Source organism: Streptomyces sp. NBC_01116, assembly GCF_041435495.1.
Taxonomy (GTDB): Bacteria; Actinomycetota; Actinomycetes; order Streptomycetales; family Streptomycetaceae; genus Streptomyces.
In genome coordinates this window covers 3130915-3145000 of record NZ_CP108644.1, presented here as the reverse complement: position 1 = coordinate 3145000, position 14086 = coordinate 3130915, and the positions used below count along the sequence as shown (strand labels likewise).

At 68.8% G+C, this 14086-nt stretch carries 9 protein-coding genes and 2 rRNA genes (1 of these 11 cut by a window edge); 6 read left to right on the top strand and 5 right to left on the bottom strand.

What is annotated here, in order from left to right; genetic code table 11:
* Positions 1 to 2256, top strand: a 23S ribosomal RNA gene (locus OG245_RS13645) (it extends 869 nt beyond the left edge of the window).
* Positions 2257 to 2333: 77 nt separating this feature from the next.
* A 5S ribosomal RNA gene (gene rrf / locus OG245_RS13640) occupies positions 2334 to 2450 on the top strand.
* Between the two features lie 175 nt (positions 2451 to 2625).
* On the opposite strand, the gene OG245_RS13635 is transcribed toward rrf, so the two are convergent.
* Genes OG245_RS13635 through OG245_RS13615 form a run of 5 tightly spaced genes read right to left on the bottom strand, consistent with a single transcriptional unit; the run spans position 2626 to position 8127 of the window.
* Positions 2626 to 3939 (bottom strand): DUF58 domain-containing protein, encoded by a 1314-nt coding sequence (locus tag OG245_RS13635; RefSeq protein WP_371623785.1) that lies wholly within the window; start codon positions 3937 to 3939, stop codon positions 2626 to 2628.
* 10 nt (positions 3940 to 3949) lie between these two features.
* Positions 3950 to 4978 carry an AAA family ATPase gene (locus OG245_RS13630; RefSeq protein WP_371623784.1) on the bottom strand — a complete coding sequence of 343 codons (1029 nt, stop codon included), beginning with the start codon at positions 4976 to 4978 and terminating at the stop codon, positions 3950 to 3952.
* Positions 4975 to 6225: a DUF4350 domain-containing protein gene (locus tag OG245_RS13625; RefSeq protein ID WP_371623783.1), complete on the bottom strand. Its 1251-nt coding sequence runs from the start codon at positions 6223 to 6225 to the stop codon at positions 4975 to 4977. Before OG245_RS13625 ends, OG245_RS13630 begins: the two co-directional genes overlap by 4 nt.
* Positions 6222 to 6911 (bottom strand): DUF4129 domain-containing protein, encoded by a 690-nt coding sequence (locus OG245_RS13620; protein WP_371623782.1) that lies wholly within the window; start codon positions 6909 to 6911, stop codon positions 6222 to 6224. Before OG245_RS13620 ends, OG245_RS13625 begins: the two co-directional genes overlap by 4 nt.
* 4 nt (positions 6912 to 6915) lie before the next feature.
* Positions 6916 to 8127 (bottom strand): glycerophosphoryl diester phosphodiesterase membrane domain-containing protein, encoded by a 1212-nt coding sequence (locus OG245_RS13615; protein WP_371623781.1) that lies wholly within the window; start codon positions 8125 to 8127, stop codon positions 6916 to 6918.
* Positions 8128 to 8267: 140 nt separating this feature from the next.
* On the opposite strand from OG245_RS13615, the gene mtnA reads away from it, so the two are divergent.
* From mtnA to OG245_RS13595, 4 genes are read left to right on the top strand one after another with little or no spacing between them, the layout of a single operon-like run.
* Positions 8268 to 9410, top strand: coding sequence for an S-methyl-5-thioribose-1-phosphate isomerase (mtnA, locus tag OG245_RS13610; protein ID WP_371623780.1), 1143 nt, complete (start codon positions 8268 to 8270; stop codon positions 9408 to 9410).
* Between the two features lie 4 nt (positions 9411 to 9414).
* Complete coding sequence (gene mtrA, locus OG245_RS13605; RefSeq protein WP_007448372.1) at positions 9415 to 10104, top strand: two-component system response regulator MtrA; 690 nt, start codon at positions 9415 to 9417, stop codon at positions 10102 to 10104.
* Position 10105: 1 nt separating this feature from the next.
* A complete protein-coding gene (gene mtrB, locus OG245_RS13600; protein ID WP_371623779.1) occupies positions 10106 to 12145 on the top strand; it encodes an MtrAB system histidine kinase MtrB in 2040 nt (679 codons plus the stop codon).
* Positions 12146 to 12173: 28 nt separating this feature from the next.
* The gene (locus OG245_RS13595) at positions 12174 to 14009 is read left to right on the top strand and encodes an LpqB family beta-propeller domain-containing protein (protein ID WP_371627878.1); all 1836 of its coding nucleotides are present in this window, start codon (positions 12174 to 12176) and stop codon (positions 14007 to 14009) included.
* Positions 14010 to 14086 lie beyond the last annotated feature (77 nt).

The window sequence follows — 14086 nt, the reverse complement described above, 5'->3', positions numbered from 1 at the left end:
CCTGTGGTTAGGGGTGAAAGGCCAATCAAACTCCGTGATAGCTGGTTCTCCCCGAAATGCATTTAGGTGCAGCGTCGTGTGTTTCTTGCCGGAGGTAGAGCACTGGATAGGCGATGGGCCCTACCGGGTTACTGACCTTAGCCAAACTCCGAATGCCGGTAAGTGAGAGCGCGGCAGTGAGACTGTGGGGGATAAGCTCCATGGTCGAGAGGGAAACAGCCCAGAGCATCGACTAAGGCCCCTAAGCGTACGCTAAGTGGGAAAGGATGTGGAGTCGCAGAGACAACCAGGAGGTTGGCTTAGAAGCAGCCACCCTTGAAAGAGTGCGTAATAGCTCACTGGTCAAGTGATTCCGCGCCGACAATGTAGCGGGGCTCAAGCGTACCGCCGAAGTCGTGTCATTCGTACATATATCCCCAACGGGAGTACGGATGGGTAGGGGAGCGTCGTGTGCCGGGTGAAGCAGCCGCGGAAGCGAGTTGTGGACGGTTCACGAGTGAGAATGCAGGCATGAGTAGCGATACACACGTGAGAAACGTGTGCGCCGATTGACTAAGGGTTCCTGGGTCAAGCTGATCTGCCCAGGGTAAGTCGGGACCTAAGGCGAGGCCGACAGGCGTAGTCGATGGACAACCGGTTGATATTCCGGTACCCGCTTTGAAACGCCCAGTACTGAATCAGGCGATGCTAAGTCCGTGAAGCCGGCCCGATCTCTTCGGAGTTGAGGGTAGTGGTGGAGCCGATGAACCAGACTTGTAGTAGGTAAGCGATGGGGTGACGCAGGAAGGTAGTCCAGCCCGGGCGGTGGTTGTCCCGGGGTAAGGGTGTAGCCCGTGTGGTAGGCAAATCCGTCACACGTTAAGGGTGAGACCTGATGCCGAGCCGATTGTGGTGAAGTGGATGATCCTATGCTGTCGAGAAAAGCCTCTAGCGAGTTTCATGGCGGCCCGTACCCTAAACCGACTCAGGTGGTCAGGTAGAGAATACCGAGGCGTTCGGGTGAACTATGGTTAAGGAACTCGGCAAAATGCCCCCGTAACTTCGGGAGAAGGGGGGCCATCACTGGTGATAGCACTTGCTGCTTGAGCTGGGGGTGGCCGCAGAGACCAGCGAGAAGCGACTGTTTACTAAAAACACAGGTCCGTGCGAAGCCGTAAGGCGATGTATACGGACTGACGCCTGCCCGGTGCTGGAACGTTAAGGGGACCGGTTAGCTGCCTTTCGGGGTGGCGAAGCTGAGAACTTAAGCGCCAGTAAACGGCGGTGGTAACTATAACCATCCTAAGGTAGCGAAATTCCTTGTCGGGTAAGTTCCGACCTGCACGAATGGCGTAACGACTTCTCGACTGTCTCAACCATAGGCCCGGTGAAATTGCACTACGAGTAAAGATGCTCGTTTCGCGCAGCAGGACGGAAAGACCCCGGGACCTTTACTATAGTTTGATATTGGTGTTCGGTTCGGCTTGTGTAGGATAGGTGGGAGACTTTGAAGCGGCCACGCCAGTGGTTGTGGAGTCGTCGTTGAAATACCACTCTGGTCGTGCTGGATGTCTAACCTGGGTCCGTGATCCGGATCAGGGACAGTGTCTGATGGGTAGTTTAACTGGGGCGGTTGCCTCCTAAAGAGTAACGGAGGCGCCCAAAGGTTCCCTCAGCCTGGTTGGCAATCAGGTGTTGAGTGTAAGTGCACAAGGGAGCTTGACTGTGAGACCGACGGGTCGAGCAGGGACGAAAGTCGGGACTAGTGATCCGGCAGTGGCTTGTGGAAGCGCTGTCGCTCAACGGATAAAAGGTACCCCGGGGATAACAGGCTGATCTTCCCCAAGAGTCCATATCGACGGGATGGTTTGGCACCTCGATGTCGGCTCGTCGCATCCTGGGGCTGGAGTCGGTCCCAAGGGTTGGGCTGTTCGCCCATTAAAGCGGTACGCGAGCTGGGTTTAGAACGTCGTGAGACAGTTCGGTCCCTATCCGCTGTGCGCGTAGGAATATTGAGAAGGGCTGTCCCTAGTACGAGAGGACCGGGACGGACGAACCTCTGGTGTGCCAGTTGTCCTGCCAAGGGCATGGCTGGTTGGCTACGTTCGGAAAGGATAACCGCTGAAAGCATCTAAGCGGGAAGCCTGCTTCGAGATGAGTATTCCCACCCTCTTGAAGGGTTAAGGCTCCCAGTAGACGACTGGGTTGATAGGCCAGATGTGGAAGCCCTGTAAGGGGTGGAGCTGACTGGTACTAATAGGCCGAGGGCTTGTCCTCAGTTGCTCGCGTCCACTGTGTTAGTTCTGAAATAACGAACGGCCGTGTTTTTCCGGTGTTGGTTAATTTCATAGTGTTTCGGTGGTCATTGCGTTAGGGAAACGCCCGGTTACATTCCGAACCCGGAAGCTAAGCCTTTCAGCGCCGATGGTACTGCAGGGGGGACCCTGTGGGAGAGTAGGACGCCGCCGAACAATTTTTCCGGGAAAGCCCCGCACCAAAAGGTGCGGGGCTTTTCTGCGTTCACGACTCGACCGGCACCGACGCTGGGGAGAATCAGGAGAAGAACGCGAGCTGGAGCAGTCAGTTCTCCGGATACTCCTCGGCCTCGGAGCCGGCAGAGCAGGGCGCAAGGCGCTGGGCTCTGAATCAGAGACGGCCTGCGGCCTTCAGAGCCAAGTACGTATCGGCAAGCGCGGGAGCCAAAATCTCCGGAGTGGCGTCCACGACGACAACGCCGTGGCGGCGGAGCTTGTCGGCCGTGCGGCGACGGTCGGCCTGGGCCTGACCGGCAGCTGCCGCGTCGTACACCGAGTCGACGGTTCCCCGGGCCTTGGCCATCTCCTCGATCCGAGAGTCGGAGACCGCGGCCAGCAGAACGGTGTGGCGCTGGGTGAGCTGAGGCAGCACCGGGAGGAGACCCTCCTCGATGGGAGCGGCCTCCAACGTCGTGAGGAGGACGATCAGCGAGCCTCGGGGGGCGTCGGAGAGGGCGGCGTTGCTCAGACCGCGGGCATCCGTCTCGATCAGCTCCGGTTCCAGCGGGGCCAGGGCGTTGACGACGGAGGCCAGCACATCGCCCGTGGCCGTCCTGCCGTGGACCCGGGCTCGGACCTGGCGGTCGTAGGCGAGGAGGCTTACGCGGTCGCCCGCCCGCGCGGCGAGCGCGGTGAGAAGGAGGGTGGCGTCCATCGAGGCGTCCAGGCGGGGGACATCACCCACCCGGCCCGCCGACGTGCGGCCGGTATCGAGGACGATCAGGATGTGCCGGTCACGCTCGGGGCGCCACGTTCGGACCGCTACGGCGGACTGTCGTGCGGTGGCCCGCCAGTCGATGGAGCGGGTGTCGTCCCCGGGCACGTAGGCCCGCAGACTGTCGAACTCCGTGCCTTCACCGCGTGTCAGGACGCTGGTGCGGCCGTCGAGTTCTCGGAGCCGGGCGAGCCGGGAAGGCAGGTGCTTGCGGCTGGTGAACGGTGGCAGGACCCGTACGGTCCACGGTGCCCGGTGCTGTCCCTGGCGAGCGGCGAGGCCCAGCGGTCCGTACGAGCGGATGGTGATCCGTTCGGCCTGCCGCTCGCCGCGACGGGTCGGGCGCAGAACGGTGACCAGACGTCGCCGTTCCCCGGCGGGAATCGCGAGCGTGTGGCGGGAAGCGCGGCGTTCGGAGCCCGAGGCCCAGCTGCTGGGGGGCCAGGCATCGCGCAGTTGGGCGCGCAGGCGCCGACGCGAGGTGTTGGTCACGGTGAGTTGCACTTCGGCGGTGTCGCCGAGTCGAACGGATGTGTCACCGGATCGAGTGAATCGAAGCGTGCGCACTGGCGCGGCCAGGGCATAGTCACACAGAATTGCCAGGGAAAGCGGTGCGTTGACCGCAAGCATCCCGGTCCAGCTGGGAGCGAGGATGCCTACGGGGAGTGACCCCAGGGCGGCCAATAGCGCGGTACGTCCGGTGAGGGCCATGGTCACCGCCTCATCGGGGTACGGGCACGTGGGCGAGCACTGAGGCGATGACGGAGTCCGGGGTGACTCCTTCCATTTCCGCCTCGGGCCGCAGGTGGATGCGATGACGGAGCGTGGGGAGCGCCAGGGCCTTCACATCGTCCGGGATGACGTAGTCCCGGCCGGTCAGCCAGGCCCAGGCGCGGGCGGTCGACAGCAGCGCGGTGGCGCCTCGGGGGGAGACGCCGAGGGCGAGCGAGGGGGATTCGCGCGTGGCACGGCAGATATCCACTACATAGCCGGCGATCTCGGGAGAGACGGTGGTCTTCGCGACGGCTTCGCGTGCTGCTTCCAGATCGGCGGGTCCCGCGACGGGACGTATCCCCGCGGCCGTCAGGTCGCGCGGGTTGAAACCGTCGGCGTGACGGGTGAGGACGTCGATCTCGTCCTGCCGCGAAGGAAGAGGAACCGTCAGTTTGAGCAGGAAGCGGTCCAGTTGGGCTTCGGGGAGGGGATAAGTGCCTTCGTACTCGACGGGGTTCTGGGTCGCGGCGACGAGGAAGGGGTCGGGCAGCGGGCGCGCCGTCCCGTCGACGGTGACCTGCCTTTCCTCCATCGCTTCGAGGAGGGAGGACTGGGTCTTGGGAGGGGTGCGGTTGATCTCGTCGGCGATCAGCAGGTTGGTGAAGACAGGGCCGGGCTGGAAGGAGAACTCTGCGGTACGTGCGTCGTAGACCAGTGAACCCGTGACGTCGCTGGGCATCAGATCGGGGGTGAACTGGACGCGCTTCGTGTCGAGTTTGAGCGATGCGGCAAGCGCGCGCACCAACAGGGTCTTGGCCACACCCGGTACGCCTTCGAGGAGTACGTGTCCCCGGCAGAGCAGCGCGACGACGAGCCCGGTGACGGCGGGGTCCTGGCCGACGACGGCCTTGGCGATCTCGGAGCGCAGAGCCTCCAAGGAGGCGCGGGCGCTGTCGGACGGCTCCGGTTCCGCGGGCCTCACGGGAGCCGCTGCGGGCATCGTGGGCTCGGCCGGCTCAGGGGTCGGGGCGCTCATGAAGTGCGTACCTCTCTTTCGAGGGCGTCGAGTTGATCGGCGAGGAGGACCAGGGCGGCGTCGGTGGAGGGAGCCGTACCGAAGAGCAGGGTGCCGAGGTCGTGGTCCGGGGCGGTGACGCGTGCGGACACGGCGGCGAGGAGGACGTCGGGGGTGTGCGCGTCACGGGCGGGCACGCCGGTGAGGGGGGCGATGCGTGTGCGGGTGGCGGCTCGGAGGGCATCGGCGGCCCGGTCGCGGGCGTTGGCCTTGCGGTAGAGGAGGGAACGGCCTTCGGCCGATTCGGACGCGCGGATGGCCACCGGCAGCCGTTCTGTCACCAGGGGGCCGAGTCGACGGGCCCGCCAGACGGCGGCGAGGACTGCGGCGAGGGCGAGCTGAAGCGTCCCCCACAGCCAGCCGGAGGGGACAAGATCGAGGAAGCTGCTCTCGTCGGCCGCCTCGTCCCCCGCCCCGTTCTCCGGCTCTTCTTCGGTCTCGTCGCCGGGGGAGTTGTCATCGGTGGTTGCGGATGGATCTGTGAGCGAGGGGAGGTACCAGACGAGATGAGGACGGGAGCCGAGGAGCTGCAGGGCGAGCGAGGCGTTGCCCTGCTTGTCGAGACGCTCGTTGTGGAGGAAGTCGGGGGAGCCGAGGACGACGGTGTCGCCGCCCGCGCCGGCCGGGAGGACGACCAGGCTGGGGATGCCCGCGGTCGGGTAGCAGGTGATGGCGGTGGTGTCCTGCGGCGTGTAGCGGATGCCGCCCATGTCCGCCGTGCCTGCCCGACGGGCGGCGGGGAGGTCGCACGACGGGGCCAGAGCGCTGACGGCCTGCTGCGGCTCGGCGCGGACACCAGGCGCGAGTCGGGTCGTTGCCCCCGGTCCCGGGGCGATCAGGAGGGTGCGTCCTGCGGACGCAGAGGCCGCCGCGTCCAGCCGCAGCTGCTGCGACCGCGTCAGGAGATTGGGCCCGGCGACGAGGAGTGTGGTGTCGGGTCCGGTCGCGGCGGTGGCTTCGTCGAGAGTGGTGGCGACGGTGACGGATATGCCGCGGGCCTTGAGGAGTTCGGCCACGGCGCGGCTGCCTCTGGGGTCCGTGGAGCGCGGGTCGAGCTGTCCGTGGTTCGTTCCGGAACGTACGGCGGCGAACGTGATGCCGGCGACGACGAGGATGAGGACCACGGCCAGGAAGCCTCGCGCGCGGGTCCAGACCTGGCCGGGGGTGGGTGCGGTCGAGGTGGGGGAAGCTGTGGTCGACGCGGTCATCCGGTGGCTCCTCGGGAGGTTCCGGGCAGCAGCGGCTTTGCCTCGTCGAGTTCGAGGTCGAGGGTGCGCAGGGACAGGTATGCCGACTGGTGCGCGGTGCGGCCCCCGTACGTCACGTCGTCGAAGCTCCGGGCGGCGGTGCGCAGCCGGGTGGCGTGCTCGGGGAGGGTGCGGCCCGCTTCGGCTGCGGCCTCGTCCGCTGTGCGGCCGGGGCGGGGATCGAGCAGGGCTCTTTCCTCCAGGGACCGGACGATGGCACGCATGCGTTCCTGGACGGCCTCGGTCCAGCGCAGGGCCGAGGCGTGCGCCTCGGCGGCGGTACGGTGCTGGGCCGCGCTGCGGGGACCGTCACTGTCGAAGAGAGCGTCCGCGCTCCGGGAGGAGCGTTTCGGGGTGCCGAGCCGCCACCAGAGGGCGGCGGCAAGGCCGATGACGACGACGACCAGGACGGCGAGTCCGGCCGGGCCGCCGGGGGCGGCGCCCGCGGCGGCGTCGAATACTCCGGCGACCCAGTCCCAGAACTGGTTCAGGGCGCGCTGGAGGAAGTTCGGGTCGTTCTCGTGGTACATCGGCCTGGACAGCTCGCTCTCGGCCGCCTCCCGTGCGGGGAGACGCGGAGTGTCCACGGGTATGTCGCCCGCCGCCGTGTCCGACCGTGCTGTGGCTGTGCCCCCCGCCCCCGACACCGCATCAGCTCCTGGGGGTGTCGGCGTCGTAGCCGGGCAGACCCGCGGCCCGTGCGAGGTCGAGGTCCAGCGCTTCGCGGCGGATGCGCCGGTCCACGTAGAGGAGGGCCATCACGCCGGCGACGAAGGGGTAGATCAGCGTCGAGACGATCACTTCGCCGATGCCGGTGATGATCAGGAACGGCCAGCCGAAGGAAGGGGCGGTGCCGTTGAGGAATTCGCCGGCGTCGGTTCCGTCCGCGATCACCGCGATGATGCCGAACGGGATGGAGACGAGGAACGTCAGCAGGAAGGTCAGCAGCCAGGTCAGGGCGAGGATCCCGAAGGTGCGCCACCAGGCGCCGCGGACCAGCTTCGCCGACCTGCGCAGCGCGGCCACGATGCTCTGTCGCTCCAGCATCAGCGCGGGGGCGGCGAGTGCGAAGCTGACGTTCAGCCAGAGCACCGCGACGCAGGCGGCGAGGAAGCCGAGGAGGGCGAGTGCCGCTCCCGCCTCGGAGCCCAGCAGCAGGCCGGGGCCGACGCCCACGGTCATGATCGCGGCCATGATCAGGGTCACCAGCACGGTCAGCCCGAGCAGCGGGAGGACCCGGGGGCGGGCCTCTGCCCAGGCGTCGGAGAGCGTGGTGGGACGGCCCAGCACCGAGCGGCTGATGACCACGGTGATGATCGACGCGGTGAAGAGCGTGGCGATCATCATGACGAGGGAGGCCGGGGCCAGGGAGATCAGCGTCGTCCGGGCGGAGTCGGTGGCCTGGCGGAGGGCCTCGGCGCCGGTGGCGTTCGGGTCGACGGAGGTCGGCTCCGGCAGCAGATAGCGCTGCATGAGGGTGACCGCGATCTGGGTGACCACCGAGACCGCGAGGCTGAAGCCGAGTGCGGTACGCCAGTGGGCGCGCAGCGCGGATACGGAGCCGTCGAGAATCTCGCCGAGGCTCAGGGGGCGCAGCGGGATGACACCGGGCTTCGCGGCCGGCGGCGGCCCTGCCCAGCCCTGTCGCTGCGGGCCACCGCCCCAGCCGGGTGCGGGCGGCCGTGTTCCGGGGCCGCTGCCGGGGTTGCTCGGTGGGGACCACTGCCCGGGAGGCGGCTGCTCGGGGGACCACTGTCCCGTCGGGCCGCTTCCGTCCTGGGGTTCGGAGGGGCGGGGAATCGCCGTCTCCTTGCCGTCGGAGGGGGCAGATCCGGGCGACGCCCAGCCCGGAGAGTCGTTCATTCTCGCTCCTTCACCGTCCTGACCGCTCATCGGGGCGGCAGGTTGGCAGCCATCGTGCCACGCGTGGGTCCGGGGCGGACCAGCCGCTCTGCCTCCCCGGTGTCTTCATGTGCGGGCGGCTCACCGGGCAGACTGGACGGATGGCTGATCAGGACGCGCAATCGACGACGGGCTTCGAGCCTCCGGCGCTCTCCGTACTTCGCTGGGACGAGCCTCCGGAAGGTCCCGTGCTGGTGCTTCTCGACCAGACGCGGCTGCCCGCCGACGAGGTCGAGCTGGTGTGCACCGACGTGCCCGCGCTCGTGCGGGCGATCCGGACGCTGGCGGTGCGAGGGGCGCCGCTGCTCGGGATCGCCGGGGGCTACGGGGTGGCGCTCGCCGCTGCGCGGGGCTTCGACGTCGCGGAGGCGGCCGGTCTCCTGGAAGGGGCGCGGCCCACCGCGGTGAACCTCGGTTACGGGGTGCGACGGGTGGCGGCGGCCTACTGGGAGGCCTCCGGCAAGGGGCAGGGGGACGAGGCGGCCGCGGCGGCGGCGCTGGCCGAGGCGCGGGCGCTGCACCGCGAGGACGCCCTGGCCAGCAGGCGTATGGCGGAGCACGGCGAGGCGTTGCTCGAGGAGCTGCTGCCGGGCCGCGCCTACCGGCTGCTGACCCACTGCAACACCGGGGCGCTGGTCTCCGGGGGCGAGGGGACGGCGTTCGCCGTGGCGTTGCGGGTGCACCGGCAGGGGCGGCTGCGCCGGCTGTGGGTGGACGAGACGAGGCCGCTGCTCCAGGGGGCCCGGCTGACCGCGTACGAGGCGGCGCGCAACGGTCTGGCGTACAACCTGCTCACGGACAACGCGGCGGGGTCCCTGTTCGCGGCCGGGGAGGTCGACGCGGTGCTGATAGGGGCGGACCGCATCGCCGCGGACGGCTCGGTGGCCAACAAGGTGGGGAGCTATCCGCTGGCCGTGCTCGCGAAGTATCACCACGTGCCCTTCATCGTGGTGGCGCCGACGACGACCCTGGATCTGGAGACCGCGGACGGCACATCGATCATCGTCGAGCAGCGTTCCGGCAGAGAAGTGACGGAGCTCACATCGCCGCAGGGTGCATCGGACGGGAGCGGAGGCGGGATGGTCGTCGCACCCCTCGGCGCCCCGGCGTACAACCCGGCCTTCGACGTCACACCGCCGGAATTGATCACGGCGATCGTCACCGAGGAGGGCGCTGTTTCCCCGGTTACGGGGGTCGGACTGGCAGAGCTGTGTGCCAGGTCATCGCAGGTAACGATTAGCTAATGGGATGATGTCGATTATGAAGGGACGCGTCCTTGTCGTCGACGACGACACCGCACTGGCCGAGATGCTCGGGATTGTGCTGCGTGGAGAAGGTTTCGAGCCGTCGTTCGTAGCGGACGGCGACAAGGCACTGGCCGCATTTCGTGAGGCCAAGCCGGACCTGGTGCTGCTCGACCTCATGCTGCCCGGAAGGGACGGCATCGAGGTGTGCAGGCTGATCAGGGCCGAGTCCGGTGTGCCGATCGTCATGCTCACTGCCAAGAGCGACACCGTCGATGTCGTGGTCGGCCTGGAGTCAGGGGCCGACGACTACATCGTCAAGCCGTTCAAACCTAAGGAGTTGGTTGCCCGGATCAGGGCACGTCTGCGGCGGTCCGAAGAGCCCGCGCCGGAACAGCTGACCATCGGTGACCTGGTCATCGACGTGGCCGGCCACTCCGTGAAGCGTGAGGGGCAGTCCATCGCCCTGACTCCGCTGGAGTTCGACCTGCTGGTCGCGCTCGCCCGTAAGCCGTGGCAGGTCTTCACCCGTGAGGTCCTGCTGGAACAGGTGTGGGGTTACCGCCACGCGGCCGACACCCGCCTGGTGAACGTGCATGTCCAGCGTCTGCGTTCCAAGGTCGAGAAGGACCCGGAACGGCCGGAGATCGTCGTGACGGTCCGAGGTGTCGGCTACAAGGCCGGACCGAGCTGAGATGCCCCGAGGCAGCGCTGCTCCGGGGCCCGGCGAGCCGGGAGTCCGTACGGAGCGGGCTGCCGGCCCGGGACGGAAGGCGTCACGTATGAGCCGTTTCCTGCAGGGCGGCCGGCTGTTCGAGGACCGGACGCCCGGCGGGCCCGTGCCGCGGTTGCTGATGCGGTGGGTGCGCCGTCCGTTGCTGCCCGCCGTCCGGTTGTGGCGGCGCAATCTGCAGCTCCGCGTCGTCGCCGGCACTCTGCTGATGTCGATCGTCGTCGTGCTGCTGCTCGGCTTCGTCGTCATCGGCCAGGTGCGCAACGGCTTGCTCGAAGCGAAGGGCACGGCTGCCCAGACCCAGGCCGCGGGCGGGTTCGCCGCGGCCCAGGAGAAGGCCAACGCCCCCCTCGCCCCCGACGGGCGGGGGAGCGAGCGCACGGGCGACATGACCGGCAGCACCTCTTGGCGCACCGAGCTCGTCGACCAGCTCGCCAGCGGCGGGAAGAACGCCTTCAACGTGGTGGCGCTCAGCGTCGACTCGGTGACCGAGGGCGCGGGCAGCCGTGCCGCACGTGGTTCGGGCAGTGTCGAGGCGGCCAGTGTGCCCGAGCGCCTGCGGCAGAACGTGAGCGAGGGGCAGGGCGCGTTCCAGACGTACTCCGAGATCCGGTATTCCTACGGCAACGAGGCGCAACCGGGGCTCGTCGTCGGCAAGCGGCTCTACGACATCGATCAGCAGCCCTACGAGCTCTACTACCTCTTCCCGCTCACGCAGGAGGAGAAGTCTCTGACCCTGGTCAAGACGACCCTGGCGACCGCCGGACTGTTCGTCGTCGTGCTGCTCGGGGCCATCGCCTGGTTCGTGGTGCGGCAGGTCGTCACACCGGTGCGGATGGCCGCCGGCATCGCCGAGCGGCTCTCCGCCGGCAAGCTCCAGGAACGGATGAAGGTCACCGGTGAGGACGACATCGCCCGGCTCGGCGAGGCCTTCAACAAGATGGCCCAGAACCTCCAGCTGAAGATCCAGCAGCTGGAGGAGCTCTCCCGGATGCAGCGGCGCTTCGTCTCCGACGTCTCGCACGAGCTGCGGACCCCCCTCACGACCGTCAGGATGGCCGCCGACGTCATCCACGAGGCGCGTGCCGACTTCGACCCCGTCACCGCTCGCTCCGCCGAGCTGCTGGGCGACCAGCTCGACCGGTTCGAGTCGCTGCTCGCCGATCTGCTGGAGATCAGCCGGTTCGACGCGGGCGCCGCCGCCCTGGAGGCCGAGCCGATAGACCTGCGGACCGTGGTGCACCGGGTGATCGGCGGCGCCGAGCCGCTCGCCGAGCGCAAGGGCAGCCGGATCCTGGTCGTCGGCGACGACCAGCCGGTGATAGCCGAGGCCGACGCCCGCCGCGTCGAACGCGTCCTGCGCAACCTCGTGGTCAACGCCGTCGAGCACGGTGAGGGCCGGGACGTCGTGGTGCGGATGGACGTGGCGCAGGGCGCGGTCGCCGTGGCCGTCCGGGACTACGGCGTCGGGCTCAAGCCCGGCGAGGCGACCCGGGTCTTCAACCGGTTCTGGCGCGCCGACCCGGCGCGGGCCCGGACGACCGGTGGGACCGGTCTCGGCCTGTCGATCGCCGTGGAGGACGCGCGGCTGCACGGCGGCTGGCTCCAGGCCTGGGGCGAGCCGGGCGGCGGCTCACAGTTCAGGCTGACCCTGCCGCGTACGGCGGACGAGCCCCTGCGCGGTTCGCCGATACCGCTGGAGCCCGAGGACTCGCGGCGCAACCGGGGCAACCGGGAACGCGGGGAGGCCGGGGCCGGTGCTTCGGACGACCACCGGCTGATGTCCGTGCCGGCCCAGCCCGGGGCCGGTGGGCGTTCGCCGCTGCCCGGGCCCGGTCGCGGCCCCGCCGTCCGCAACGGAGCCGCCTCGTCGGTGCACCCCGCAGCGCTGCCCGGCAACGGGGCACGAGTCGTGGCGCGCCCGGCCCAGGAGCGCCCCGGTGGGCGTCCGGGCAATGGCCTGCCGCATTCCGACCAGGAGGACACCACCCGTGGGTACTGACCGCCGTCCGGGCGGCCGAGGACGGGCGGTGCGGACGTCCGCGCTGCTGGGCTGCATCGTCGTGCTGGCCGGGTGCGGCTCGATGCCGGTGACCGGGGACGTCAAGGCGGTCGACGCCTCGCAGCCCGGGGACTCCCAGGTGCAGGTGTACGCGGTGGCGCCCCGGGAAGGCGCGCCGCCCAGCGAGATCGTCGACGGCTTCCTGGAGTCGATGACCAGTGATGACCCCGCGTTCGCGACCACCCGGAAGTACCTGAGCGCCGATGCCCGGCGTACCTGGCAGCCCGGCGGGGGGACCACGGTGCTCGCCCAGGCCCCCAACCGCAGTGGCCCCCTCCTCCACGACGAGGCCAACCGGGCGAGCCGGGACAAGGAGACGACCTACACGCTGACCGGCGAGAAGGTGGCGGAGGTCGACGCCCAGAGCTCCTACCGTCCGCTCGCGCCCACCGACTACGCCCAGGCCCTGCACCTGGTGCTGGAGAAGGGGGTGGACGGGAAGCAGGAGTGGCGCATCGACGTCGTTCCGGACGGCCTGGTCCTCGGGCAGTCCGACTTCAAGCGGCTCTACCGCTCCGTGAACAAGTACTACTTCGCCACCGGTCGTCCGAACGGCCGGTCGACGCTCGTCGCGGACCCCGTCTACGTACGCAACCGTACGGATCCGGTCACGCGCATGGACACCGTCACGCAGACCGTCAGGACGCTGCTCGCCGGGCCGACGAACTGGCTGCGGCCCGTGGCCGACTCCCGCTTCCCGCAGGGCACGGCCCTGCGCAGGGGCACCATCGCGCTGCCCCAGGACGACCAGAACGTCCTGAGGGTGCCGCTCAACGACAAGGCCGACGAGGCGAGCCCCCGTGCCTGCCGGATGATGGCCGCACAGGTGCTGTTCACACTCCGGGACCTGACCTCGGCGCGGGTCGAGCGGGTGGAGCTGGAGGGCGGCGGGGGCGGAGAGCTCTGCGCGTTGGACGCCGACGACGCGCCGGAATTCTCCGGCGACCGCGGCTCCGACGGGGACGACAGCCAGTACTTCATCAACGACAAGGGCCAGGTGGAGCGGCTCTCCGGTGCCATCGACGGCACCGGCACGCCCGAGCCCGTGACCGGCCCGCTCGGCACGGGCGCCGTCCCGATGGGCGCCGTCGGGGTGGCCCGGGACGAGGAACGGGCCGCCGCGATCTCCTCCGACGGGCAGCACCTCTACGTGTCCTCCCTGGAGACGGACGGCGAACTGGCCGACCCTCTCGTCACCAGCAAGGCGAAGAAGACCGCCGACCGGCTGTCCTCTCCGAGCTGGGACGGCCTCGGCGACCTGTGGGTGGCCGACCGTGATCCGGCCGGTCCCAGGCTCCTGCGGCTGACCGAGGGCACGGGGGAGCCGCAGGAGGTCCGGGTGCCGGGTCTCGACGGCGCCCGGATCGAGGAGCTGCGGATGTCCGCGGACGGGGTGCGGATCGCTCTGCTGCTGAGGAAGGACGGCCGGACGACGCTGAACATCGGCCGGGTCGAGCGCCGGGGCTCCTCCGTGGCGCCCGAGATCTCGGTCGAGGACCTGCGCCAGGCCGCGCCGCAGCTCACGGACGTGACGGCCATCTCCTGGTCCGGACGCAGCCGGCTGGTGGTGGTCGGCAAGGAGGAGGGCGGTGTCCAGCAGGTGCGTTACGTGCAGGCGGACGGCTCCACATCGGCCTCGGGGTCGTTGCCCGGGGTGAACCAGGTCCAGTCGGTCGCCGCGGCGGACGACGAACTGCTACCGCTGATGGCGGAGACCGTCGGCGACGGCATAGTGAAGCTCTCGCCGGGGGACAACTGGCAGACGGTTCTCAAGCAGGGCGCGTCCTTGGTCTACCCCGGCTGATCCGGCAGCGGGCCGGGATCCGCCGGGTACCCGGGTTTTCCACAGGGGTGGTCCGCCCGGGGCGGCCCCGGCACAGT

What these genes read in the sequence shown, in the direction of transcription:
- OG245_RS13635 (WP_371623785.1), bottom strand. Translation starts at nt 3,939, where the DNA reads ATGGCCCTCACCGGACGTACCGCGCTATTGGCCGCCCTGGGGTCACTC.
- OG245_RS13630 (WP_371623784.1), bottom strand. Translation starts at nt 4,978, where the DNA reads ATGAGCGCCCCGACCCCTGAGCCGGCCGAGCCCACGATGCCCGCAGCG.
- OG245_RS13625 (WP_371623783.1), bottom strand. Translation starts at nt 6,225, where the DNA reads ATGACCGCGTCGACCACAGCTTCCCCCACCTCGACCGCACCCACCCCC.
- OG245_RS13615 (WP_371623781.1), bottom strand. Translation starts at nt 8,127, where the DNA reads ATGAACGACTCTCCGGGCTGGGCGTCGCCCGGATCTGCCCCCTCCGAC.
- mtnA (WP_371623780.1), top strand. Translation starts at nt 8,268, where the DNA reads ATGGCTGATCAGGACGCGCAATCGACGACGGGCTTCGAGCCTCCGGCG.
- mtrA (WP_007448372.1), top strand. Translation starts at nt 9,415, where the DNA reads ATGATGTCGATTATGAAGGGACGCGTCCTTGTCGTCGACGACGACACC.
- mtrB (WP_371623779.1), top strand. Translation starts at nt 10,106, where the DNA reads ATGCCCCGAGGCAGCGCTGCTCCGGGGCCCGGCGAGCCGGGAGTCCGT.